Annotated in this window: 20 protein-coding genes and 1 pseudogene; 20 read left to right on the forward strand and 1 reads right to left on the reverse strand. The window is 45.0% G+C overall.

The genetic code is table 11. From position 1 onward, the window contains the following. Positions 1 to 12: 12 nt before the first annotated feature. From DWX32_RS01920 to DWX32_RS01935, 4 genes are all read left to right on the forward strand, one after another. Complete coding sequence (locus tag DWX32_RS01920; protein WP_118659160.1) at positions 13 to 1,926, forward strand: PTS fructose transporter subunit IIABC; 1,914 nt, start codon at positions 13 to 15, stop codon at positions 1,924 to 1,926. A gap of 68 nt (positions 1,927 to 1,994) precedes the next feature. Next, positions 1,995 to 2,252 (forward strand): HPr family phosphocarrier protein, encoded by a 258-nt coding sequence (locus tag DWX32_RS01925; protein WP_118659161.1) that lies wholly within the window; start codon positions 1,995 to 1,997, stop codon positions 2,250 to 2,252. A 263-nt stretch (positions 2,253 to 2,515) separates the two neighbouring features. Further along, complete coding sequence (ptsP, locus tag DWX32_RS01930; RefSeq protein ID WP_055265171.1) at positions 2,516 to 4,165, forward strand: phosphoenolpyruvate--protein phosphotransferase; 1,650 nt, start codon at positions 2,516 to 2,518, stop codon at positions 4,163 to 4,165. Continuing rightward, positions 4,159 to 4,914, forward strand: a complete 756-nt coding sequence (locus DWX32_RS01935) for a DeoR/GlpR family DNA-binding transcription regulator (protein WP_118659162.1) — start codon at positions 4,159 to 4,161, stop codon at positions 4,912 to 4,914. Before ptsP ends, DWX32_RS01935 begins: the two co-directional genes overlap by 7 nt. Positions 4,915 to 5,002: 88 nt before the next feature. Here the strand turns inward: DWX32_RS01935 and DWX32_RS01940 are convergent, their stop codons facing one another. Further along, a complete protein-coding gene (locus DWX32_RS01940; protein WP_118594765.1) occupies positions 5,003 to 5,641 on the reverse strand; it encodes an EFR1 family ferrodoxin in 639 nt (212 codons plus the stop codon). A 203-nt stretch (positions 5,642 to 5,844) separates the two neighbouring features. On the opposite strand from DWX32_RS01940, the gene DWX32_RS20025 reads away from it, so the two are divergent. The 16 genes and pseudogenes from DWX32_RS20025 to DWX32_RS02010 all read left to right on the forward strand — a co-directional run bounded on the left by DWX32_RS20025 (position 5,845) and on the right by DWX32_RS02010 (position 21,917). Beyond that, positions 5,845 to 6,792, forward strand: coding sequence for a transposase (locus tag DWX32_RS20025; protein ID WP_227093453.1), 948 nt, complete (start codon positions 5,845 to 5,847; stop codon positions 6,790 to 6,792). Between the two features lie 65 nt (positions 6,793 to 6,857). Continuing rightward, positions 6,858 to 7,136: a hypothetical protein gene (locus tag DWX32_RS20030; RefSeq protein WP_227093454.1), complete on the forward strand. Its 279-nt coding sequence runs from the start codon at positions 6,858 to 6,860 to the stop codon at positions 7,134 to 7,136. Between the two features lie 15 nt (positions 7,137 to 7,151). Further along, positions 7,152 to 7,445: pseudogene (locus DWX32_RS20680) on the forward strand (transposase); the annotation flags it as partial. Positions 7,446 to 7,572: 127 nt separating this feature from the next. Continuing rightward, positions 7,573 to 7,875 (forward strand): DUF6017 domain-containing protein, encoded by a 303-nt coding sequence (locus DWX32_RS01950; RefSeq protein ID WP_330378103.1) that lies wholly within the window; start codon positions 7,573 to 7,575, stop codon positions 7,873 to 7,875. A 113-nt stretch (positions 7,876 to 7,988) separates the two neighbouring features. Beyond that, a complete protein-coding gene (locus tag DWX32_RS01955; protein ID WP_158579539.1) occupies positions 7,989 to 9,242 on the forward strand; it encodes a leucine-rich repeat protein in 1,254 nt (417 codons plus the stop codon). Positions 9,243 to 9,356: 114 nt separating this feature from the next. Further along, the gene (locus DWX32_RS01960; protein WP_055265160.1) at positions 9,357 to 9,686 is read left to right on the forward strand and encodes a hypothetical protein; all 330 of its coding nucleotides are present in this window, start codon (positions 9,357 to 9,359) and stop codon (positions 9,684 to 9,686) included. 100 nt (positions 9,687 to 9,786) lie between these two features. Further along, a complete protein-coding gene (locus DWX32_RS01965; protein WP_118659164.1) occupies positions 9,787 to 12,018 on the forward strand; it encodes an Ig-like domain-containing protein in 2,232 nt (743 codons plus the stop codon). Positions 12,019 to 12,808: 790 nt separating this feature from the next. After that, positions 12,809 to 13,315 carry a signal peptidase I gene (locus DWX32_RS01970; RefSeq protein ID WP_117812927.1) on the forward strand — a complete coding sequence of 169 codons (507 nt, stop codon included), beginning with the start codon at positions 12,809 to 12,811 and terminating at the stop codon, positions 13,313 to 13,315. Next, on the forward strand, positions 13,312 to 14,112 hold the full coding sequence (locus DWX32_RS01975; RefSeq protein ID WP_022461031.1) for a TasA family protein: 801 nt from the start codon (positions 13,312 to 13,314) through the stop codon (positions 14,110 to 14,112). The genes DWX32_RS01970 and DWX32_RS01975 overlap by 4 nt, the downstream gene beginning before the upstream one ends. A gap of 63 nt (positions 14,113 to 14,175) precedes the next feature. Next, positions 14,176 to 14,706 (forward strand): hypothetical protein, encoded by a 531-nt coding sequence (locus DWX32_RS01980; RefSeq protein WP_022461030.1) that lies wholly within the window; start codon positions 14,176 to 14,178, stop codon positions 14,704 to 14,706. Next, positions 14,706 to 16,106: a hypothetical protein gene (locus DWX32_RS01985; RefSeq protein WP_118659165.1), complete on the forward strand. Its 1,401-nt coding sequence runs from the start codon at positions 14,706 to 14,708 to the stop codon at positions 16,104 to 16,106. The genes DWX32_RS01980 and DWX32_RS01985 overlap by 1 nt, the downstream gene beginning before the upstream one ends. Further along, the gene (locus DWX32_RS01990) at positions 16,103 to 18,772 is read left to right on the forward strand and encodes a SpaA isopeptide-forming pilin-related protein (protein ID WP_118659166.1); all 2,670 of its coding nucleotides are present in this window, start codon (positions 16,103 to 16,105) and stop codon (positions 18,770 to 18,772) included. Before DWX32_RS01985 ends, DWX32_RS01990 begins: the two co-directional genes overlap by 4 nt. A gap of 73 nt (positions 18,773 to 18,845) precedes the next feature. Continuing rightward, positions 18,846 to 19,643 carry a class B sortase gene (gene srtB / locus DWX32_RS01995; RefSeq protein WP_117805203.1) on the forward strand — a complete coding sequence of 266 codons (798 nt, stop codon included), beginning with the start codon at positions 18,846 to 18,848 and terminating at the stop codon, positions 19,641 to 19,643. A 136-nt stretch (positions 19,644 to 19,779) separates the two neighbouring features. Next, positions 19,780 to 20,145: a hypothetical protein gene (locus DWX32_RS02000; RefSeq protein ID WP_147398468.1), complete on the forward strand. Its 366-nt coding sequence runs from the start codon at positions 19,780 to 19,782 to the stop codon at positions 20,143 to 20,145. After that, a complete protein-coding gene (locus DWX32_RS02005) occupies positions 20,127 to 21,272 on the forward strand; it encodes a hypothetical protein (protein WP_118659168.1) in 1,146 nt (381 codons plus the stop codon). The genes DWX32_RS02000 and DWX32_RS02005 overlap by 19 nt, the downstream gene beginning before the upstream one ends. A 12-nt stretch (positions 21,273 to 21,284) precedes the next feature. Continuing rightward, positions 21,285 to 21,917 carry a hypothetical protein gene (locus DWX32_RS02010; protein ID WP_118659169.1) on the forward strand — a complete coding sequence of 211 codons (633 nt, stop codon included), beginning with the start codon at positions 21,285 to 21,287 and terminating at the stop codon, positions 21,915 to 21,917. Positions 21,918 to 21,919: the final 2 nt, after the last annotated feature.

The following is a 21,919-nucleotide window of genomic DNA, read 5'->3' on the forward strand; positions in this document are numbered from 1 at the left end:
GGAGGACGTCTCATGAGAATCACAGATTTGCTGGACATCCGCAGTATTGCGCTGGATGCCGCACCGAAAAGCAAACAGGAAACGCTTGACGCAGCCGTAGCGCTGATGGTCAAAAGCGGAAAGATCACAGACGAAGATGCGTACCGCGCACAGGTTTACGCAAGAGAAGAAGAGAGCACCACAGGAATCGGAGAGGGAATTGCGATTCCGCACGGAAAATGTGATGCAGTAAACAAACCGGGCCTTGCAGCCATGGTTATCCCGAACGGCGTTGATTTTGATTCTCTCGATGGAGAGCCGGTCACCCTGCTGTTCCTCATCGCAGCGCCGAACACGAAAGACAACGTTCACCTCGATGTCTTAAGTAAACTTTCCATGATGCTGATGGATGAAGAGTTCACCAAGAGCCTTCGAAACGCAAGGACACCGGAAGAGTTCCTTGCCATTATCGACCGCGCCGATGAAGAGAAAAAGAGCGTAGATGAGCGTCTTGCAGAGCCGGTGGAAGCAAAAGAAAATCAGGTGAAGATTCTCGCCGTTACTTCCTGCCCGACCGGTATTGCCCACACTTACATGGCAGCCGAGGGAATCGAGAAAGCAGCGAAAGCAAAAGGATGCTTCGTAAAAATCGAGACACGAGGCTCCGGCGGAGCGAAAAACGTGCTGACTGCACAGGAAATCGCCGATGCGGACTGTATCATCGTTGCAGCCGACGCACAGGTTCCGATGGATCGTTTCGACGGAAAGAAAGTTATCCAGCGCCAGGTATCCGATGGTATCAGCAAAGCAGATGAGCTGATCGAGCTTGCGATGTCCGGAAACGCACCGGTTTACAAGAGCAGCAATGCGCAGGCAGCCGCAGCAAGCACGAAGAAGAACAGCGGCGGTATCGGCCACCAGCTGTACACCCAGCTGATGAATGGTGTTTCCCATATGCTTCCGTTCGTTGTCGGCGGCGGTATTCTGATCGCAATCGCATTCCTGATCGACGGACTTCTTGTTGATATGAACTCCCTTGATGCCGCAGCCAGATCAAACTTCGGTACGATTACCCCGGCTGCAGCGATGTTCAAACAGATCGGCGGCGTGGCATTCGGCTTCATGCTCCCGGTTCTTGCAGGCTACATCGCCATGGCAATCGGCGACCGGCCGGCACTTGCCCTTGGTTTTGTCGGCGGTATGATGGCATCGAGCGGAACCTCCGGTTTCCTTGGAGCACTCGTTGCCGGTTTTGCAGCAGGCTACATTATCCTTGGCCTCCGCAAAGCATGTGAGAAACTTCCGGAAGCACTCGAAAAGATTGCGCCGGTTCTGATTTACCCGGTAGTCGGCATCCTTGTGATGGGACTTCTGATGCTCTTCATTGTAGAGCCGATCATGGGAACCGTCAACACGGTACTGAACAATGGTCTTGCTTCCATGGGCGGATCCAGCAAGCTGATCCTTGGCATGATCCTCGGCGGCATGATGGCCATCGACATGGGCGGCCCGTTCAACAAAGCAGCTTACGTATTCGGAACAGCAGCCATCGCAGCAGGAAACTACGACATTATGGCATCCGTTATGATCGGCGGTATGGTTCCTCCGTGTGCGATTGCACTTGCAACCCTGCTGTTCAAAGATAAATTTACAAAAGAAGAAAGAGAATCCGGTCCGACCAACTTCATCATGGGACTCGCCTTCATCACCGAGGGTGCGATTCCATTCGCAGCAGCAGACCCGATCCACGTTCTTCCGGCCTGCATCATCGGCTCTGGCCTCGCAGGTGCGCTCTCCATGGCATTTGGCTGTACCTTAATGGCACCGCACGGCGGCATCTTCGTTGTACCGGTTATGGGAAATGCGCTGCTTTATCTGGTGGCAGTTGTCATCGGAACAGTGGTATCCGCAGTTCTGCTTGGAGTTTTAAAGAAAAAAGTTGCATAAAAGAGTAGAAAAAAGACAGAAAACAAAGTAAAATAAAAATATCAAAGATCCTATGGGAGGAAAAAATCATGAAAGAATTTAAGTATGTTGTAACAGATCCAGAAGGAATCCACGCTCGTCCGGCAGGAATGCTGGTAAAATCAGTCAAAGAATTTTCCTGTGATATCAAGATCGCAAAAGACGGAAAAGCCATGAACTGCAAAGCCATCTTCGGCATCATGGGACTGGCTGTAAAACAGGGCGAAGAAGTTACCCTGACCTTCGATGGAGCAGATGAAGATGCTGCATACGAAGCAATCAGCAATTTCATGAAAGAGAACTTGTAATTCTACAGAGCCATGCGGAATGGAAGAAAAAAGTGCGAATCATGCTTGCATGAATGAGTGCTTTTTTCTGGAATTCCATATGGCGAGAAGCCACATCGAAATGGAGCGTAAGCGGAATTGAGATGGGGCTCTGGAGAATTACAATATAGTAATCGGCAGGAGCGTGTTTGAAAAACTTTCTGAAACTAAGAAATCCTTTTTGAACACGCTCCGGCTGTCTGGACAGAAAATTCGGATATCGAGAACAAAGGTGGAGAAAACTTATGCAGATTTATCAGGGAAAAAGCGTATTTTCCGGCATTGCGATCGGAAAGATCCGCGTATACAAAAAGAATGAGCGTCAGGTAAAACGTGTGAAAGTAGAAAATCCGGATGCGGAGATGGCACGGTTTGAGGAAGCAAAGGCAAAAGGAATCGCACAGCTTGGCGTTCTGTATGAAAAAGCATGCAAAGAGGTTGGCGAGGCCAATGCAGCGATCTTCGAGGTACATCAGATGATGATGGAGGACGACGGCTACAACGAGTCCGTCGAGAATATTATCAAGAGCCAGGGCGTCAACGCTGAGTATGCCGTTGCAACGACAGGCGACAACTTTGCGCAGATGTTTTCTGCCATGGACGATGATTACATGAGAGAGCGCGCGGCAGACGTAAAGGATATTTCCGAGCGTCTGATCTCCATCTTAAACGGAGACGACACCGACGCATCCTTAAACGACGAACCGGCGATCATCGTGGCAGATGACCTTGCGCCGTCTGAGACGGTACAGATGGATAAGGACAAAGTTCTTTCTTTTGTTACCGTACACGGTTCTTTAAATTCCCACACCGCTATCCTTGCAAGAACCATGGCGATTCCGGCACTGGTCGGAACACCGCTTCCGCTGGATGAGAGCGTAGACGGAAAGCTCGGCATCGTGGACGGATCCGATGGAACCATCTATGTTGATCCGGACGAGGAGACTCTTGCTGCCATGCAGAAGCGCCGCACCGAGGAGGAGGAAAAGAAAAAACTGCTCCTCACCTTAAAGGGAAAAGAAAATATTACACTGGATGGACAGAAAATTCTGCTGTATGCTAATATCGGAAACATCAAAGACCTTGCGGCTGTCATGCAGAACGACGCGGGCGGCATCGGCCTGTTCCGAAGCGAGTTTATCTATCTTGAGCAGGATCACTATCCAACAGAGGAGGAGCAGTTCCGTATCTACAAACAGGCAGCAGAGACGATGGCGGGAAAACGCGTCATCATCCGTACCCTCGATATCGGTGCCGATAAACAGTGCGATTATTTCGAGATGGAAAAAGAGGAGAACCCGGCACTTGGCTGCCGTGCGATCCGCATCTGCCTGACGCGGCCGGAGATCTTCAAGACACAGCTTCGCGCGCTGTTCCGCGCAAGCGCATATGGAAAAATTGCCATTATGTATCCAATGATCACAAGTGTCGGCGAGGTTCGCCAGATCAAAGCGATTGTGGAGGAAGTAAAAGCTTCTCTCGCTGAGCAGGGCATTGAGTACGGAAATCCAGAGCAGGGTATCATGATCGAGACCCCGGCGGCTGCCATCATCAGCGATGAGCTGGCAAAAGAGGTTGATTTCTTCAGTATCGGAACGAACGACCTCAGTCAGTACACCCTCGCGATCGACCGCCAGAACACAAAGCTGGATCCGTTCTTTGATCCGCATCACCCGGCGATCCTGCGCATGATTCAGATGGTTGTGGAGAATGCACACAAAGCCGGCATCTGGGCCGGTATCTGCGGCGAACTCGGCGCTGACCAGGAGCTGACAAAAGAGTTCCTTGCGATGGGCGTAGATGAACTTTCCGTTTCTCCGGGAAGCATCCTTCCGCTCCGCAAGATCATTCTGGAAACAAACGTGGCAGAATATAAGGCAGGAAAGAAATGTTAACACAGCAGAGACATGAGATAATTTTGAAACTGTTAAAAGAAAAGGGAAGCATCACCGTGACGGAAGTCCGGGATCTTCTCGACACTTCGGAATCTACGGTACGCCGCGATATCACAGCGCTCGACAAGGAGGGCAAACTGGAAAAGGTATTCGGCGGCGCCGTGGAAGCCGGCCAGAAGGTGACGGCACACGAGTACACCGTTGCGCAGAAAAATGAGCTGAACTGCGATGCCAAACGGAAAATCGCAGAATATGCGGCATCCCTCATCGAGCCGGACGATTTCGTCTTTCTCGACGCGGGAACGACAACGGCGCATATGATCGATTTCATCCGGGCAACCTCCGCCGTTTTCGTGACAAACGCCGTTGCCCACGCACAGCGGCTGGCATCCCGCGGCTATAAAGTCATTCTGGTCGGCGGCGAGCTGAAAAGCTCCACCGAAGCCGTTGTGGGAAACCAGGTGATCCGCACGATTCAAGAATACCACTTCACCAAAGGCTTTTTCGGCACTAACGGTGTCACAAGAAGAAGCGGCTGCACAACGCCGGATGTCAATGAAGCAGTAATCAAAAAGACCGCCATGGAGCAGTGCCGCCAGTGCTACGTCCTCTGTGACGCAAGCAAATTTAACAGCATCAGTTCCGTTACCTTCGCAGACTTTGAAAAACCGATTTTTATCACGGACCGGAAAGTTCCCGGGTATGAGAAGAGCAAACATATCATCGTATGCGAGACGGAGCGAAAATAAAAAGCCAACATCTTACACGCACATAAATTGCAAAGCGCCCCGGTCCTGCAGATCATTTGGATGCAGGACCGGGGCGCCGTTTACAGACTTATTCTTTGATTTCCGCCAGCGTTACATCTGGATGATGATACTGCGGACGATGTTTCAAAAATGGAACTTTAAGCAGGGTAGCATTCTTGGGACACCAGTGAAGACAGGCATAACAGGCTGCACAGGAATGTCCTCCATAAAAATACGATGCAGTAACAAAATCTTCTTTTGGCAGACTTCCGTCAGATGTAAAGTTTGTTTTTCGTTCTTTTATAAAAGATATGATAGATTTTAACCGTTCCGGTGCTTTTTTCAGTCGTTCCAGATTTTCCTGCTCTGAGCTGATTAAACAGTTGCCTGGCATCTGCAGATCAAAGACAGCCGACAGGTTTGCACCGCTGCGGGAAAGTGCCTGACTTAGGCTGACAAAAGAATTTCCGCTTTTTCCATTGTTAGAAGTCATGACGACAAAAGTATAGCAGTCAGGATTGACCGTTAACTTCAATAAAAATTCTTTTACAATCCATGGCAGATCGCTCATGTAGGTAGGAAAGACAAAACCGATTATATCGTCTTTGCAGAAAAAATTGCTTTCTGTTTTCTGTTTTATAATATTCTCAACAGGCTGATTCAGCTCTTTTCCAATTTCTTTTGCAGCCCAAAGCGAATTACCAGTTCCGGTAAAATAAAAAATCATAAGTTTTTCCCTCTCTTTTTGAAGTTTATGACGGAGAAAATATTTTTATCCGTTTGCTTTATATTATTTTAAAACTATGATGTTGGGGTCAAAAGCCCCTCTATAGTACCTTGAAAAGTTCATATATTTTGTAGTAAATACAAGCCTAAATGGTTTACTTGCTGTATAATAGAGATATCTTAGTAGGAAAGAAGGCAATCTCTATGTCATTCAAAGAAAATACTTACCAGCAAATGTCATTTACAGATAGTTTTTCTGGATTAACTGCCAGAGAACAAAAAGCATTGGAAAAATCCTGGGCAAAAGTCTTTGCCGATGAAATATTTCCTGCCATTGATGAAAAGCGTTTTTCTGTCTTATACAGCGATAAGGCATCCAGACCGAATACTCCGATCAACGTGATTGTTGGTGCGCTCATTATCAAAGAGCTTTTTGATTATTCCGATGACGAGATGGTCGAAAATCTTATGCTGGATTTTCGAATTCAGTACGCACTGCACACAACAAGTTTTGAAGAACAGCCTTTGAGTGACAAGACCTTAAGCCGTTTCCCCAAGAGGTGCTATGATTATGAAACACTTCACAACAAGGATCTTTATCATGATTGTGTGAAAGATTTAAGTGCTTCCATTGCAAAACTGGTGGGAATCAGCGGTAAAGTCAGGCGTATGGATTCCATGATGATCGAATCCAACGTCCGCAGGCTCAGCCGAATGGAACTGATATACACCTGCATTGCAAAGCTGGCGATGTATGTGAATAAAATCAATGGTTCCGCTCTGTCTGACGATTTAAAACATTATATCGATCCTAACGATTTTAACAGAGTGATTTATCATCAGCGCAGTACCGATGCAGATGAGCGCATGAAGCAGCTCTTAACGGATGCGGATAAACTTCTTGCCCTGTGTGAGTCTGATTACAATGATTCAACAGAGTATGATCTGTTTGTCAGATGCCTGTCAGAACAGACCATTGTTGAAAATGAAAACCGAAGACTCCGCACGAAAGAAGACGGCGGCATGAAATCAACCATGCTGCAGAATCCTTCTGACCCTGAAGCGACAATCCGGAATAAAGCACAGGAAAAGAGCATCGAGGATATGCTGCTAATCTTGAAGAATCCGTTGGAGCCAATGGTTCTGTTGTAACAGAGTACCAGTATGAGCAAAACAACCATAGTGACAGTCAGTTTATCCAGGAGCACCTTGCGCAGATGGATAACCAGGAAGAACGGACTGTTATAGTCACGGATGGAGCATATAGTGGAACAGAAAACACGCAACTTGCAGCTCATAAAAACGTAGAACTGATTACCACAAGTCTGACGGGGAAACCGGCTCCGGATATCCTTGCTGATTTTGAATTCAACGAAGAGGGAACAAAAGTCCTCCGATGTCCAGCCGGCCATGCACCGAAAAGCTGTTCTTATATGAAACCAAGCAATCAGTGTGCCGTTTCCTCTCTGCATGAGCAGTGTGCCAACTGTCCGTAGCAGGATCAATGCAAGCCGAAGATCTTTAAGAAGGTTGCAAAAATAGTAACATCCAAAGCAGCGCATGAACGTGCGAAAATCCAACGGAACATGAATAGCAAAGAATTCAAAAATTATACAAGGCTGCGTAATGGAGTGGAAACTGTTCCATCGAATATACGCAAGAATTACCACTTGGAAAAGATACCTCGTGGGAAACAGCGGGGCAAGTTCTTTTTCGGTTCCAAGATAGCAGCATTGAATTTCAGAAAACTCTTCAACTATGTGAAGGGTTTAGGACATTACGCTCAAAATCCGGTACTTGTATAAAATCAAGGAAGGGAATACCAGCGTATATCCGAAGAAATCCGGTATTACACTACAAAATATGAATTTTTCAAGGTGCTATAGAAATAGAGGACAAAGTTATTTATGGTTTTGACCCTAACATCATAATATAAAGCGGGGAACAAAAAGAGATGGGATGGATATGATGGATCGGATATCTGCCTACCGGGAACTGATTCGGAAAAATATTGATTACGAGAACTACCCGCCGATCTATAACAAGCAGGAAGTGGATGAACTGATCGATCTGATTGTAGAAACCCTAATGCTGCCGCCGGATGCAGGAACAATTCGGATTGGAGGAAAGGAACGTCCTGTTTCGATTGTAAAAAGCATGTTCCTGAAGCTGGATAAAGATCACATCTGTTATATCCTGAAGTGCCTGCACAATACGGAAAAGAAAAAAGAGTAAAAATGGCCGTATCAAAAAAACATCCAGCGAAAAAAAGGCAGAAAAAGAAAAGCAGCTTGTGGATCATAGCGTTGATTTCTGTTATTTTGCTGATTCTTGTTGGAGTCGTATTTTTGGTACTGCCAAAATTTCGAAAAGAAGCTGCACCGGAAAAACCGGAAACGATCAAGGTGGAAGCTGCAGAGAAAAGCTATGCTGCCGGAAGTCGGCTTTCAGAAAAAAATTTCCGCGTATACGGAATATCCGGGAAACAGAAACAGCTTCTGGATGCAGATACATACAGCGTGTCACCGGCTAAAGTGCCGGCACATGGTCACAGTGTTACCGTAGAGGTTTCCTCCAAGGCATATCCGGACATCAAGGCAGAGATCACAGTGCTTATTGACCGTGATGAAAGTGTCCGGTACAAAATTGGCAGGGAAAATCCAGATGATGTGGAAGCCGTCCTGTATTCCAACGGGGATCTGGAAATAACCGGAAAAGGAAGCGTCCGGAATTTCAAATCAGATTCTGCGCCGTGGAAGAAAGATTCCGTTCAACGGCTGACCTGGATTGATCCGGAGGCTGAAGTGGAGAGCATGGACTACTGGTTTACAGGAAATGACGAATACCTGGAAACATTGTGCCGCATTCCGGACACAGTGAGAAGCATGGTGGAAACATTCAAAAATGCCACAGCGATGACCAGTATGCCGGATATGTCTGGTGCGGTCCGGCTGGAAGATATTACATCCTGCGCAGAAGGGTGTACTGCACTGGAGAAGGCCATGGAACTTCCGGGGAATATAAAACAGGCAAAAAAAGCATTTTACGGTGATACGGCGCTGATCGAGGGAGCCGATACAACAGCCTGTATGCAGTTGGAGAACATGGATTCTATGTATTACGGCTGTGTGGCCCTGGCATCTGTCCAGATTCCGGACAGTGCGAAGGAACTCTCGAATATCTGCAATGGCTGCGTCAACCTGAAAGAAGTGCATATCCCATCAGCTGCACAGAAAATGAACAGCAGTTTTTTCGGATGTACCGTACTGGAATCCATAACTGGTGAAATCCCATCTTCCTGTACGGATAGCGGGAACCTGTTTTCCGGCTGTAAGTTCCTGAGTGGAACACTTACCGTTTTCTGTACATCCAGGACAACCCTTTCAAGCTCGTTTTCGGACGCTGCAACGGCTGGAACAGGATTAACGATCATTTTACGGTACGATGCAGAAAAATCGCAGGAAACGGCAAATACGGGCTTCTACGGGGGAACAAAAAGTGCAGATGAAATCCTGAACGCATTAAAGGCATCTATGGAAGCCGCATTCAGCAGCGGAAGCCATATTACAATAACAACAAATGCAGATAAAACAGAGGGGTGATTAGAATGTAATAAAAATGCAATATGAAAAATAGCAAAAGACTCTTGTAATTACGGAATTGGAAAGGTAATATGATAATATGATCCAAAGAAATAAAAAAGGGGGAGAAACCATATGGACATGAAAGAGCTTCGAAAAAATGCAGAAAAAGTAATAGCAGAACGTTTTCCGGACTTCAATTTTTCCACACTGGACTGGGGAGAGCTTGATCCATTCTATCTGGAGCATCCGGAAGAAATACCGATTGAGCATGAGTTTGTTGGCTACCGGCAGGATGGTGATGTAGCGGAAGATTACCAGGGAAATCTGTATCTGATTCTTTGTGATCCAGGAATCCACCCGATCGGAAGTGTATGCATGGAACAGTCCGAACTGGACGATGCCGTAAAACTCGGAAAACGGGAAGATTATACCGGGGAACTTCTGGAAGAAATTCCGGAATAAAAAGTGAAATAACAAAACAAGGAATCCCGTGTCAAACGTTGACACGGAATTCAAACAGAAAAATCGGTGTCAATGTTTGACACGGACGGAGGAAAAAAGTATGAGAAAAAGAATCGCAATGGTACTTCTTGGCCTGAGCCTGGCAGTAGGCACACCGGCCGCAACAAATATGTTCCCAACCGTTTCTGCCCAGACAGTACAGGCAGCTGGAAAAACCGGATGGACGCAGGAGTCCGGAACCTGGTATTTTTACAAAGACGGTGTAAAACAGACCGGCTGGCAGACCTGGGATGGAAAAAAATATTATCTGAATGCAGACGGAACCATGAAAGCCAATGAGTGGATGATTGATACGGATGGATCGGTTTACTACTTCCGCAGCTGGGGTGGTGCTTACCTGAACTGCAAGGCAAGAATCAACGGCAGAAGTTATACATTCGGTGCAGACAGTAAGGTACAGGGTTCTCAGTGGGTTGTAAAAGGCGGAAAATGGTATCTGGTGAAAGACGGAAAAATTGCAACGGGCTGGCAGACCTGGGATGGAAATAAATACTACATGAATAGTGATGGAAGTATGCGCTCCAATGAGTGGAGACTGGATGATACCGGAAAAATCCGCTATCTCTGCAGCTGGGGTGGAGCCTATAAAAGCCGGTCTGCAAAGATCAATGGACGTTCGTATACCTTCAATAGTGCTGCAGAAGTAACCAACATGCAGTGGATCGTGATGGATGGACAGTGGAAACTGGCAAAAGATGGAAAAATTGCAACGGGTTGGCAGACCTGGGACAATAACCGTTACTATCTGAACGCAGACGGAACTATGAAAGCAAATGAATCTTTCACGGACGGGGGAAAAACCTATTTCTTCTGCAGCTGGGGCGGAGCTTATAAAAACTGCTGGCAGACCTGGAACGGAAAAAAATATTACCTGCATGATAACGGTGCAGCATATCAGAATGAGTGGCTGAAAACCGGCGGAAAATGGTACTGGTTCCAGGCAGACAGCACCATGGCAGTGAACACAAGCTTTACATACAAAGATAACCTGTATTTTGTAGACGGAAATGGAATTATGCTTTCCGGATGCTGGAAAGAGGAGAACGGAGCAAAATACTATATCCGGAGCTGGGGCGGAGCCTGCAAGGATATGCAGATGAAGATTTCCGGAAAGACCTATTATTTTGGATCAAATTGCAAGATGGTAACGGATCAGACGGTAAATGGGAACTATTATGGAAAAGATGGTGTGTTGACCACAAAGCCGGACCCGAAACCAACAGAGACACCGAAACCGACGGAGACACCGAAACCAACGGAGACACCGAAACCGACGGAGACACCGAAACCAACGGAGACACCGAAACCAACAGAGACACCGAAACCAACGGAGACACCAAAACCAACGGAGACACCAAAACCGACGGAGACACCAAAACCGACGGAAACGCCAAAGCCGACAGAGACACCGAAGCCAACAGAGACACCAGCAGAAACCGTTTATGCAACAAGCGTAACAATTACACCGAACAGTAATCTGGAATTAACTGAAGTTGGACAGACACTGCAGCTGGCCGCAACCGTATATCCGGAAAATGCAACCAACAAAGCGGTAAAATGGACTTCGGATGATCCAGAAGTAGCAAGCGTAGATGAAAATGGACTTGTAACCGTTCATAAAAAAAATGGTATGCGAAAAGTTATTATCTCAGCTGATGCAATGGGATCTAAGCCAGACGGAGGTGTTGTTGGAAGATACGTAGAAGTAAAAATTAATATCCCATATACCAACGAAGAGGCTCTTGGAATGACCGTTTACGATCAGGAAGTTTCCAGAAAGATTTTCGACCTGGTAAATGAAGAACGTGTCAAAGAAGGACATGCAGCTATGATTTGGGATGAAAAACATTGTTATCCGAGAAGCGTTGCCGCTGCCGGATACCATATCATGAGATCAATCACACAGCCAGGATATGGAACTTCCGATAATCTGGCCCTGCATGGTGGCAGACAGAACGGCTGCGGCGGTGGTCTGTCATATACAGATTCCGATGATCTTGCCCGCCAGATCTTCAACCTTTGGATGTCCTCTCCAGGCCATAAAGCAAACCAGATGGATGATTATAATGCATATGGAGCAATCGCTGTAATGTATGGACAACCGCAGGAGTATAACGGAAGAAAGATTGTGAATTTCTCAGCTGTATTTTCCTTCTCAGATCAAGATTATGATTATGCAACAACCTGGGAACATATGGACGATGGTATGAGTGATGTACTCGGCATGACAGAAAACGATTATTATCAGATTACAAACTACTTTATCCGATAAAAAAGAATCCCCTCTCGTAGACGAATTGCGAGAGGGGATTTGTATGTCGAAGAGGTAGTAAAATAGTCGATGATATGCTATACTGAATCTAATCAGATCAGAACGTGATAGGGATAGTCTGGTGGTTGTCCTTTCTGAAAACAGAAAGGGGGTAATGCCAATGAATACAATGGAAGTGTTGACGCTTTTACTTGTTGTTTTTGCGGCGTTATCTTACATAAACTTCCACCGCAAGTAGAAAGAAGGCTATTCCCTACCGCAAATAGGGGATAGCCTATGTCTCTTGTTGCTCTTTGTAATAATTTAGATTATTTCAGAAAGGCAACCACCGACACTGGTATATCCTTGATTGCTTCTGATTTGATTATAAGCTGCCGGACGAAAAAAGTCAAGCAGTACGGGGGATGCGCAGAACTTTGTGCATCCCTTTTTTAGAAAAAAGGCAGTTATAAAAATGTCATCTTTTTTGAAAAAATGTCATATCTTTTGAAAAAATGTCATGTTTTTTGAGAAAATGTCATGTTTTTCAAAAAAATGTCATATTGCACGTCACAGAAAGGTATGCTATGTTATACTTGCAAAAGAAGGAAAACAGAAGGGACAGCAGGTAGGACAAAAAAATCTTTCAATTGCTCGTGTCAATGATTGACACGGAAAAAAGAAAAATGGGCTTTCATGCATCAGAACATGGTTTTCATGGGCTGGTGTATTTTTTATGCCCATTTTTAGGGGGTGACGCCGTTGCACGGAAAAAGTGGCAACAAAAAGTAAAAAAGGAGAGAGAGGAAAAATGAAAACAAAAGTAATACACGCATTCCTATGGATTCTGGTTTGTATGGTGCTTGGTATTACCTGTTATCAGTGCCGTGATTTAAGGGGTTATGTGATTCTGTCAGGTTCTATGGAACCTGTGATTCCCACAGGATCAGTGGCAGTTGTGGATTCATCGAAGAGGGATGTACGTCCAGGAAATATTGCTACGTTTGAGAGGCACGGGGATCTGGTGACTCACCGGATTTTGTCAAAAACAGAAGAGGGATACCAGACAAAAGGGGATGCAAACACAGATCCGGATTCCGGAACCATTCCGGCAGAAAACATTCGCGGAACATATCTGTTCTGCATTCCATATTTGGGCTACGGATTCATGTGGGCTAAAAACCACATGTTTTTAACCGTAGGTTTTCTGGCGCTGTTTATGCTTCTGGTTTTCTATTTTCCGGAGAAAAGACCTGAACCAAAGGAACGGGAACAGGTAAAAAAAACAAAAAGAAAAAAAGGAGAATTACGATTATGACAAAGAAAAAAGTAGCAGCATTTTTTACAGCAGCAGCACTATGCGGCGCACTGGCCGTTGGATCATCCATGGCATATCTGACAGATCATGATTCTGTAACCAACAAATTTTCTGTAGGTAAAGTAGACATCGTTGGCCATGAGCCGAACTACACACCGGATAATGATGGAAAAACCAACAATATCGTTCCGACCCAGGTAATCAAAAAAGACCCGCAGATCGAAAATGTTGGAAAAAATGATGCTTATGTATATCTGGATGTTTCTATCCCGATTGCAAAGGTGATTACTGTTAATGCTGCAGGTAACCGTTTGAATGGAGGCGTTGCAAAAGATACAGAGCTGTTCTCCATGAACAATGTTTCTAAGAAATGGACTCTGATGTACAACAAGCGTGTAGGAGATAATATGGTTTACACCTACAGCTATAACGAAATACTTGCACCGGGAAAAACAACAGATCCGATCTTTACAAGCCTGACAGCTGCCAATATTGTAGAGGGACAGCTGGATGGAAAAGATCTGAATGTGCCGGTACATTACTATGCAATCCAGGAACTCAACACCGGAGAAGGAACCACGATTCCACAGAAAGCAGCTTCCGCATGGAAAAAATATGAACTGCAGAACCAGGGCCAGGCAGGACAGATCACGACTCCGCAGTCTGACGAAAGCGGAAATAATGGGGTTACAACCGTTGATGGAAACGGAAATGCAGCATCGGATGAAAACAAAACAAATACCCCAGATGATGTTCAGGTTGAGCCGGAACAGGATGGAAACAACACTTTATCATAAGAATACTTTTCAGAACAGTCCGGAAAGCCATCCGGACTGTTCTGAAAAAGAAGGGAAAACAGCATGAAAAAAAAGAAAAAACGAATGCTGTCAATTGCCGGAATGTGCTGCTGCGGTTTTCTTGCAGCAGCCACCGCAATATCGGGATCTTCTGCTTACCAGACGGACCATGATGAAGTAGTAAACATTATCAGGACTGGAAATAACACCATTATTCCGGATGAGGATTTTCCGACACCGACACCGGTTCCATCCAGCGGATCAGTAGTAAAAAAAGTCAGGGCAAAAAATACAGGAGATGTACCTTGCTATGTCCGGGCATATATTACATGCAGTGAACCTGTAAAAGAGTTCACGGGACTTGATACCACAAACTGGGTCAAGGGAAATGATGGCTATTACTATTACAAAAAAGCTGTTCCGGTTGGAGGAACAACAACTTATCTGTTTACGGGGGTTACTGTTGCAGATGAATATGAGCAGGATAACCTGGAAGTAACAGTTTACGAGGAATCCGTTCAGACAACAGATGGTCAGAAGGAATACACTTCTTATCAGGACGCATGGAAACGGTTTGGAGGAGGTGGCCAGTAATGAAAAGGAAAATTGCAATAGCAGCCGGAATTCTGGTCACGGCAGTAAGTACCATCAGTGGATCATATGCTTACTATCAGGACAGCGTTACCGTTACAAACCACATCAGTACCGGTGATGTAAACATTGGAATCCAGGAATACGAAAAAGATGGTAATACGGAAAAAGTTTATGCAGGACCGAAAGAGGGAATTGTTCTTCCTTCCCAGACCATTTCGAAAATTCCGAGAATCACAAATTACGCAGAAACCTGCTATATCCGGGTGAAAACCACTTATTCCGGAGAGGCAGCGGACTCCGTGTCAAACATTGACACGGGAACGGAAAATTCAGAAATGGTGTCAAACATTGACACGAAAAGGCAGGATGAAAATCCAGAAACCACGGAAACGCCGAACGCAACAGAAGAAACAACACCAGCACAGGTAGAACCAGAGGAACCGGAGACAACGCCGGAACCTACGGAAACACCTTCTGATGACCAGAACGGCGAAACATCTGTGGAGTATGTCTTAAGTGATGAAGAGCTGGATGGAATTTCCGATGTCTGGGTAAAACAGGGAGAGTATTATTACTATACGCAGCCGTTGAAAAACGGAGAATCCGCAGACTTTTTCCAGAACGTAACGATTCCTGCAGCGTGGACATCAAAAGCACAGGACAGGGTTCTTGGACTTACTGTGACCGCAGAAGCGGTGCAGGCAGCAAACTTTACACCGGATTTTAATTCGGAATCCCCATGGGGCGATACGGAAATTGAACAGTGCGTACATGAGACGGATAACAGCATCACAGAAGTGACAAAACAGTATACCGCTATGTCCGTCACTTATGAAGGGGCTGCCAGAAAGCTGGTGGCTGCGCCGGAAGATTTCTTTAGAAATTTACAGACGGCAATGCCTGGCGATACGATCAGTGATAGTTTTCAGCTTTCCAATACGACAGCAACCAGTGCCGAATTTTTCTTCCATACGGAAACGCCTGGAAATTTAACGGATGAAGAACTTGACCTTTTAAAACAGTTTAAATTGACGATCACGCAAAACGGAAAAACCCTGTATAACGGTGATTTGCAGGCTGCATCCCTGAATCAGGAAATCAGTCTTGGAACACTGGAAACAGGGAAAAATTCGCGGGTACAGTTTACGCTGCAGTTACCGGCAGAACTGAAAAATGCATATGCAAAACGGGAAAGCATGGTAAACTGGATTTTCCGTGTACAGGGTGCTGAAGAACCGGGCAAAAACGAACCGTCCCCTGCCATTTCGCAGACTACGGCACCAAAAACCGGTCTTGCAGATCCATACGTTTTTGTTCCTCTTGGAATTGCGGCGGTAACGGCTCTTGGAACCGTGAAACTGTCCCGTAAAGAGAAGAAAGAGAGGAGGAAAAAACTGTGAAACGATGGAAAAAGGCACTGTCAGGGCTGCTTATGGCAGCCTTGATGGTAACTGGAATTTCTTTCCCGGAAAATGTTTTTGCTGTCAGCGCAGGCATGGATGGGTTACCATCTGTGGTTGATTCTGGCATTGGAAAAAAGGTAGATACAAACAGCACGATTGACGGAACCTACAATTTTACGCCAGTCATTGGAGCAAACACAAAGGTTTCATTCGGTAGTACAGATGGTACGAAATGGGATAATCAGTTTTGCGTTAATGGTGAAAAATATGCTCAAGTGTGTTCGAAATGGTGGCCGCTATCGAATATTAGCGACAATGGTGGAAATACGCATTCTTTTATTCCATATGAAAGATTAAAAGGAAAGATGTATGCAGAGTATACCAATGTAGGTAATGCGAATGGTTTACCTGTTACCATGCGGATCTGGTTTTTGGACTGGCAGAATACTAATATCAGCGGGTATCCGGGATATGAAGATGTAGACAATGTTGTTGTTTCTGTAGACAATACAAAAGGCGGTGCAACTCCTGTCATTGATATTAAAGGCTTGAAATGGATTAAGGTAAGATTTTCATATTACGATGAAAATGGAAATCCACTTAAGGTTAAGGGACATTTCACTTTATCTGATCTGGACTATTCCCAGGGATTTTATATTGATGGAAAAGTCGATGGCATTTATGTCACGAAGGAAGCTGATGATCGTCTAATCTATGATGCAAGAACGGATGCAATCTGGTCAGCAAAAAAGGGTTCAAATGCAGATGATGGTACTTCACCGGATAACCCGGAAGGATGGGTTACTTACACATATGAAGGCGATTCTCAGACTATGGTCTTTTATAATGGAGGAACCATACAAAATGTGGACGGTCCAGGTAAGGGACTTACCACAGTGCAATCATATCCAAAAGACTTTACATTTACTGGTGGGGATGCCATATTTAATGGATGGAAAGGATCAAGCCGGACCGAGGCAACAGATTGGCACGTATGGAATACTTCTGAGTTTGGTTATACATCAGAAATGGTTATGCATCAGACCAAAAATGTTGACCTTGTCATCAAAAAGGCAGATGAAACAACAGGAGAAGCCCTAAAAGGCGCAGAATTCACTGTTTACAAGATGCAAGGCGGCCAGTGGGTAACGTATACCAAGGCCGAATGGAAAGATGAGTATAAAGCTTATCGAGCATTAAATCTCCATGCAGAAGATTCAGAAGGTGGAAAATTCAAAGTAGTAGAAACCAAAAATCCGACAGGATATACCGGAACCTGGGAACATGAGTTTACAGCAGAAAAAGAAGGTGTTGTTACTTTAACACTGGATGCGACAAATGCCAGAAAAACCGGTCAGATCACAATCACAAAAACCGGTGAGAATAATAAAAAACTTTCCGGTGCGGTATTTGAAATCAAAGCTGCAAAGGATATTAAGACAGCCGGAGGCACAACCCTGGTTGCTGCCAATACGGTAGTTGATACCGTAACTACAGATGGCAATGGATCGGCAGCCAGCAAACAACTGGAACTTGGTCAGTACATTGTCAAAGAAAAAACAGCTCCGGATGGATATGTCCTGGATACTACAGAACATGCAGTTACCCTGGATGATAGCCATACCAGCGTCAATGTAGCCGTACAGAACCAGAAAAATGCGATCGTTCTGCAGAAAGTAAGCAAAAACGATGGCACAGTCATGGAAGGTGTTACGTTCCATATCTGGAATGATGACAAGAGCTATGATAAAACGCAGAAAACAGATAGCAATGGACGGATCACGATTGATGGTGTGAAGGATGGAACCTGGCATTACCAGGAAACGGCAACCAAAGATGGATACGTACTGGATAATGCAGTGAAAGATTTCACAGTATCCGACGGAAAAGTCAATGGGCAGTCAAACCTGACAATCACGGTAGAAAATGATTATACAAAACTGGATCTTGCAAAAGTAGATTCCGGTACCGGAGAGAATATTTCCGGAGCGAAACTTTCTCTTCTGGATAGCAATGGCCGTCTGGTAGAAAGCTGGACATCCGGAAGCACACCGCACCGGATCGAAAAACTGAAACCGGGTCAGTATACTTTACGTGAGGATCAGGCCCCGGATTATTATAAACTTGCTGATCCAATTACCTTTACGCTGGAAAGCAAAGCAGATACGCAGACCATCACCATGAAGGATATGCGCTATGCAGACCTTACCATAGTAAAGAAAATTAAAGCAAGCGATATTACCTGGGCGCATGGAAACCCAACCTTTATCTTCACCGTAAAAGGAAAAGATATTAATGGGAAAGACCGTACCTTCCAGAATTATGTAGAGTTCACGGAAAATTACGTAAATTCACATACCGATGGACAGGGATATGTAGAACTTTCTGTCACCTGGAACAAAATCCCGGTAGGAGAGGACTACACAGTAACAGAACAGGATGTGCTGCGGTATCATCTGGTGAACGTTACCGGAACAGAGAATGTAAAGATTTCAAAATTACAGGAACCGGCGAAGGGCGTTGCTCCGGATAAAATTTTCTCCGTACATGCAAATTTAAAGGCGAAACCAACCGGTACATCCATCACATTTGAAAACCAGAAAGATGACTGGGGAACTACAACGCATGATACTTCTGTTAAGAACATCATTCCGTTAAAGTAACCAGCAAAACCGGATTTATACCCGTGTCAATGTTTGACACGGGTATTTCATTAAAGAACAGGGAGGCGTGAAAATGCGAAAAGCTGCTGGGTGTGTCCTGCTGGCAATTTTATGTCTGCTGGGTGCGTCTTATCTTCCACGGATTTTGCAGGAAGCACAAACCGACCGGGAACAGCAGAACCTTATCAGTGGCTATATCCAAAATCCGGATACAACAGATGAAGAAAACACAGAATCAACTACAGATGAGCCGGAAGAGGAAACAGATCCGAATATGGAAAGAATAGTTGATTTTCAGAATTTACAGCAGATCAATCCTGAGATTTTGGCATGGATCACAGTTCCCGGAACACCCATTGATTATCCGGTTGCTTTAGGAGAGGACAACAGTTATTACCTGAACCATACCGTAACAGGAGAAAGCAATATTCTTGGTTCCATTTTTGCAACTGCCGGAACAGATTTCGAAGAAAGCCACATTATTTTATATGGGCATAACATGGCATCCGGGAAAATGTTTGGAAGCCTGAAAAAGTACCATGATAAGGACTTCCGGAACACTTATCCTTATGTATATGTTTATACACCGGAAACTACTTATACCTGTGCGATATACAGCGTATACAGCACCCGGTATGACAGTGATGTTTTTACACTGGGATATAAAGGTGACAGCGAGGAATGGAAACAATGGATTGCAGAAACCGTACAGAATGCGGAATATGACTGTAATATTGCCCCGACCGGAAAGGAGAAAGTTTTTACTTTATCCACCTGCGTAGGTGATGGCTCCAGTCCTTACAGATTGGTTATACACGCCGTTACGGTTGCCCAGAAAGAGGTCGCGAATGCGGAAAAGGAAGCGTCTTAAAGCAAAAGTAAGAGCCAGAATTTGTATGATTTTGGCTTGCCTGCTGCTCTGCGGAACCGGAGTTTCCTTATGGAATGGAAAACGGGCTGAAAAATCCGTGTCAAACATTGACACGGGACAGAAAAGCAGCAAAACGGTGTCAAACATTGACACGGATACGGAAAATCCCAAAGCGGTGTCAAACGTTGACACGAGTACGGAAAAGCCACAAGCGGTGTCAAACGTTGACACGAGTACGGAAAAGCCACAAGCGGTGTCAAACGTTGACACCGATATGGAAACCACAAAACAGGTGTCAAACATTGACACAGATACAGAAGGTATGATTTTAAAGGCTGATCCGGTGGATACGGCAGATAGGAATCATATCTGTTTTTTTGCCGTTTTTTTTATCGGCAGTTGGAGTGTATTGATGTTTCTTACTGCAATACGAAAAAAGAGTAAGAAAGATATTGGGCTAAGCGCCCGAAGAAAGGATACGTCATGGATGAAAATACATTAAGTATGGCCGAAAAAATGAATCAGCTGTATCAGGAACGAGAAGAGCAATATAAAAAACGTGAAAAGCTGTTCGATGACCGTTCCAAGCAGCTGCAGTCTCTTGCAAATGCATTGGAAAAGCAGAAAAATAGCCAGGAACAGAAAGCAACAGATCTGGATAACCGGGAAAAAGAACTGGACCAGATCCAGGATGCTCTTGCAGCTAAAGTAGAGGACATGGAAAAACAGGAAACTGCTTTAAAAACCTGGGAACAGGAAACAAAAGAATCCCTGGCGAAAGCAAAGCAGGAACAGGAAAATGAGCTGCTTAAGAAACAGCAGGAACTGCAAATGGAAAAGCTGCAGGCACAGAACTTAAGTATTGAGCTGCAGGCAGAGAGGGATAACCTCAAGATGATGCAAGAAAATTTAAAACTGTATCCGGATATGTCACTTCCAACGGATAAGGAAACAGAACTGCAGGCGAAAATTGAAACATTGCAGAGCCGTCTTTCCATGGCAGAGAAAGAACGTGATTCCAAAACGGAACAGATGGAAAAATTACAGAAAGATTTTGATGCAAAGGAAGCTGAACTTGCGAACCTGCAGTTAAAAGCAGAGGATAGCAGCACTGATCCGGAAGTAGAAGAAAAGTTGCGAAAACGGAATGGAGAACTCCAAGGAAAAGTCATTGAACTAAATAAGCAGGTAAAATCTTTGCAGAGAGATCTGGATGATCAGGCAAAAGACAAGGAAGAATTACAGAGACAGCTGGAAGAAAACAGTAATCAGCCGGAAAGCCACGATTTAAGTGCAGAAGAACTGCAGAATTACTTGCTGACACTGCCAGAGTTCGAAAATGTGACAACCCGCCATAATACGGATGGAATTATTGTAGATGCGGTATGTGGCGAAAAGAATTATCATTTCCGCTTTGATTCCATTCCATGCTATGAAATCAGTGTTCCACGCCGCGAAACCAAGAACTTAAAAGAAGTCATCTACCAGATGAACGCAGAAATGCCGGAATATAAGGCATCTTATGATGAATACGAAAAAGCGGCAGTTCTGACCGGATGGTATGACAGAAGAATTTCGGCAGAGGAGCTGGTAGAACTTGCGGTAGATGCATCACGGAATTTCAAGTAAAGGAGATCGGCCATGGAAAGTATAAAGTCATTTTTGGGAAATCCATATTACTTGATGACCGCGGTGCTTGCGATCGCAGCGTTTGGTTTTGCAGCAACAGCTGTAATCAGTTTAATACAAGAGCGAAAACAGAAAAAGGAAGAAACTCAAGAAGAGCCGTTGGAAAAAAAGCTTGGGGTTGATACCAAAAAGCTGAAAAATGTTTTAAATGTTCCAGATTTGAAACGAAAAAAGAATATACCTGTCATAGAAGAGGAAAAAACGGAAAATGCGCCGGAAGAACTTCCGAATGATAAAGAAGAAGTTCCCGTGTCAAACATTGACACGGAACCGGAAGTGTTAAACCCGGCTGATGTGGCAGAATTTAAAAGCCGGATGATAAAACATTTCCGGCGAAAAGACACACTGCAGCAATCCCTTTTAGAATTGCAGGAACTTTATGAAAATGGTCCGATTCTGGAAAGGATTGAAAAGGCACTTACGTACAGCCAGCGCAGCCGTTACCGGGATTTTGAGACAACCCTTGACATTTTATTTGAGGGCATGGATGCAGAAACCCTGCGGGATGATTTACTGCGGATGGAAGTTCTGCGATACCGGAGGCTGCCTTACCGTCAAGAAAATACAACTGGCAATCTGGTATAAGG

Source organism: Blautia sp. AF19-13LB (assembly GCF_003479105.1).
GTDB classification, from domain to species: Bacteria; Bacillota; Clostridia; order Lachnospirales; family Lachnospiraceae; genus Fusicatenibacter; species Fusicatenibacter saccharivorans.

Excerpts from the sequence above, each read along its gene's own strand:
- ptsP (WP_055265171.1), top strand. The coding sequence starts at position 2,516 with ATGCAGATTTATCAGGGAAAAAGCGTATTTTCCGGCATTGCGATCGGA.
- DWX32_RS02010 (WP_118659169.1), top strand. The coding sequence starts at position 21,285 with ATGGAAAGTATAAAGTCATTTTTGGGAAATCCATATTACTTGATGACC.
- DWX32_RS02005 (WP_118659168.1), top strand. The coding sequence starts at position 20,127 with ATGGATGAAAATACATTAAGTATGGCCGAAAAAATGAATCAGCTGTAT.
- DWX32_RS01985 (WP_118659165.1), top strand. The coding sequence starts at position 14,706 with ATGAAAAGGAAAATTGCAATAGCAGCCGGAATTCTGGTCACGGCAGTA.
- DWX32_RS01940 (WP_118594765.1), bottom strand. The coding sequence starts at position 5,641 with ATGATTTTTTATTTTACCGGAACTGGTAATTCGCTTTGGGCTGCAAAA.
- DWX32_RS01960 (WP_055265160.1), top strand. The coding sequence starts at position 9,357 with ATGGACATGAAAGAGCTTCGAAAAAATGCAGAAAAAGTAATAGCAGAA.
- DWX32_RS01965 (WP_118659164.1), top strand. The coding sequence starts at position 9,787 with ATGAGAAAAAGAATCGCAATGGTACTTCTTGGCCTGAGCCTGGCAGTA.
- DWX32_RS01970 (WP_117812927.1), top strand. The coding sequence starts at position 12,809 with ATGAAAACAAAAGTAATACACGCATTCCTATGGATTCTGGTTTGTATG.
- DWX32_RS01925 (WP_118659161.1), top strand. The coding sequence starts at position 1,995 with ATGAAAGAATTTAAGTATGTTGTAACAGATCCAGAAGGAATCCACGCT.
- DWX32_RS01975 (WP_022461031.1), top strand. The coding sequence starts at position 13,312 with ATGACAAAGAAAAAAGTAGCAGCATTTTTTACAGCAGCAGCACTATGC.
- DWX32_RS20030 (WP_227093454.1), top strand. The coding sequence starts at position 6,858 with ATGGATAACCAGGAAGAACGGACTGTTATAGTCACGGATGGAGCATAT.
- srtB (WP_117805203.1), top strand. The coding sequence starts at position 18,846 with ATGCGAAAAGCTGCTGGGTGTGTCCTGCTGGCAATTTTATGTCTGCTG.
- DWX32_RS01920 (WP_118659160.1), top strand. The coding sequence starts at position 13 with ATGAGAATCACAGATTTGCTGGACATCCGCAGTATTGCGCTGGATGCC.
- DWX32_RS01980 (WP_022461030.1), top strand. The coding sequence starts at position 14,176 with ATGAAAAAAAAGAAAAAACGAATGCTGTCAATTGCCGGAATGTGCTGC.
- DWX32_RS20025 (WP_227093453.1), top strand. The coding sequence starts at position 5,845 with ATGTCATTCAAAGAAAATACTTACCAGCAAATGTCATTTACAGATAGT.
- DWX32_RS01935 (WP_118659162.1), top strand. The coding sequence starts at position 4,159 with ATGTTAACACAGCAGAGACATGAGATAATTTTGAAACTGTTAAAAGAA.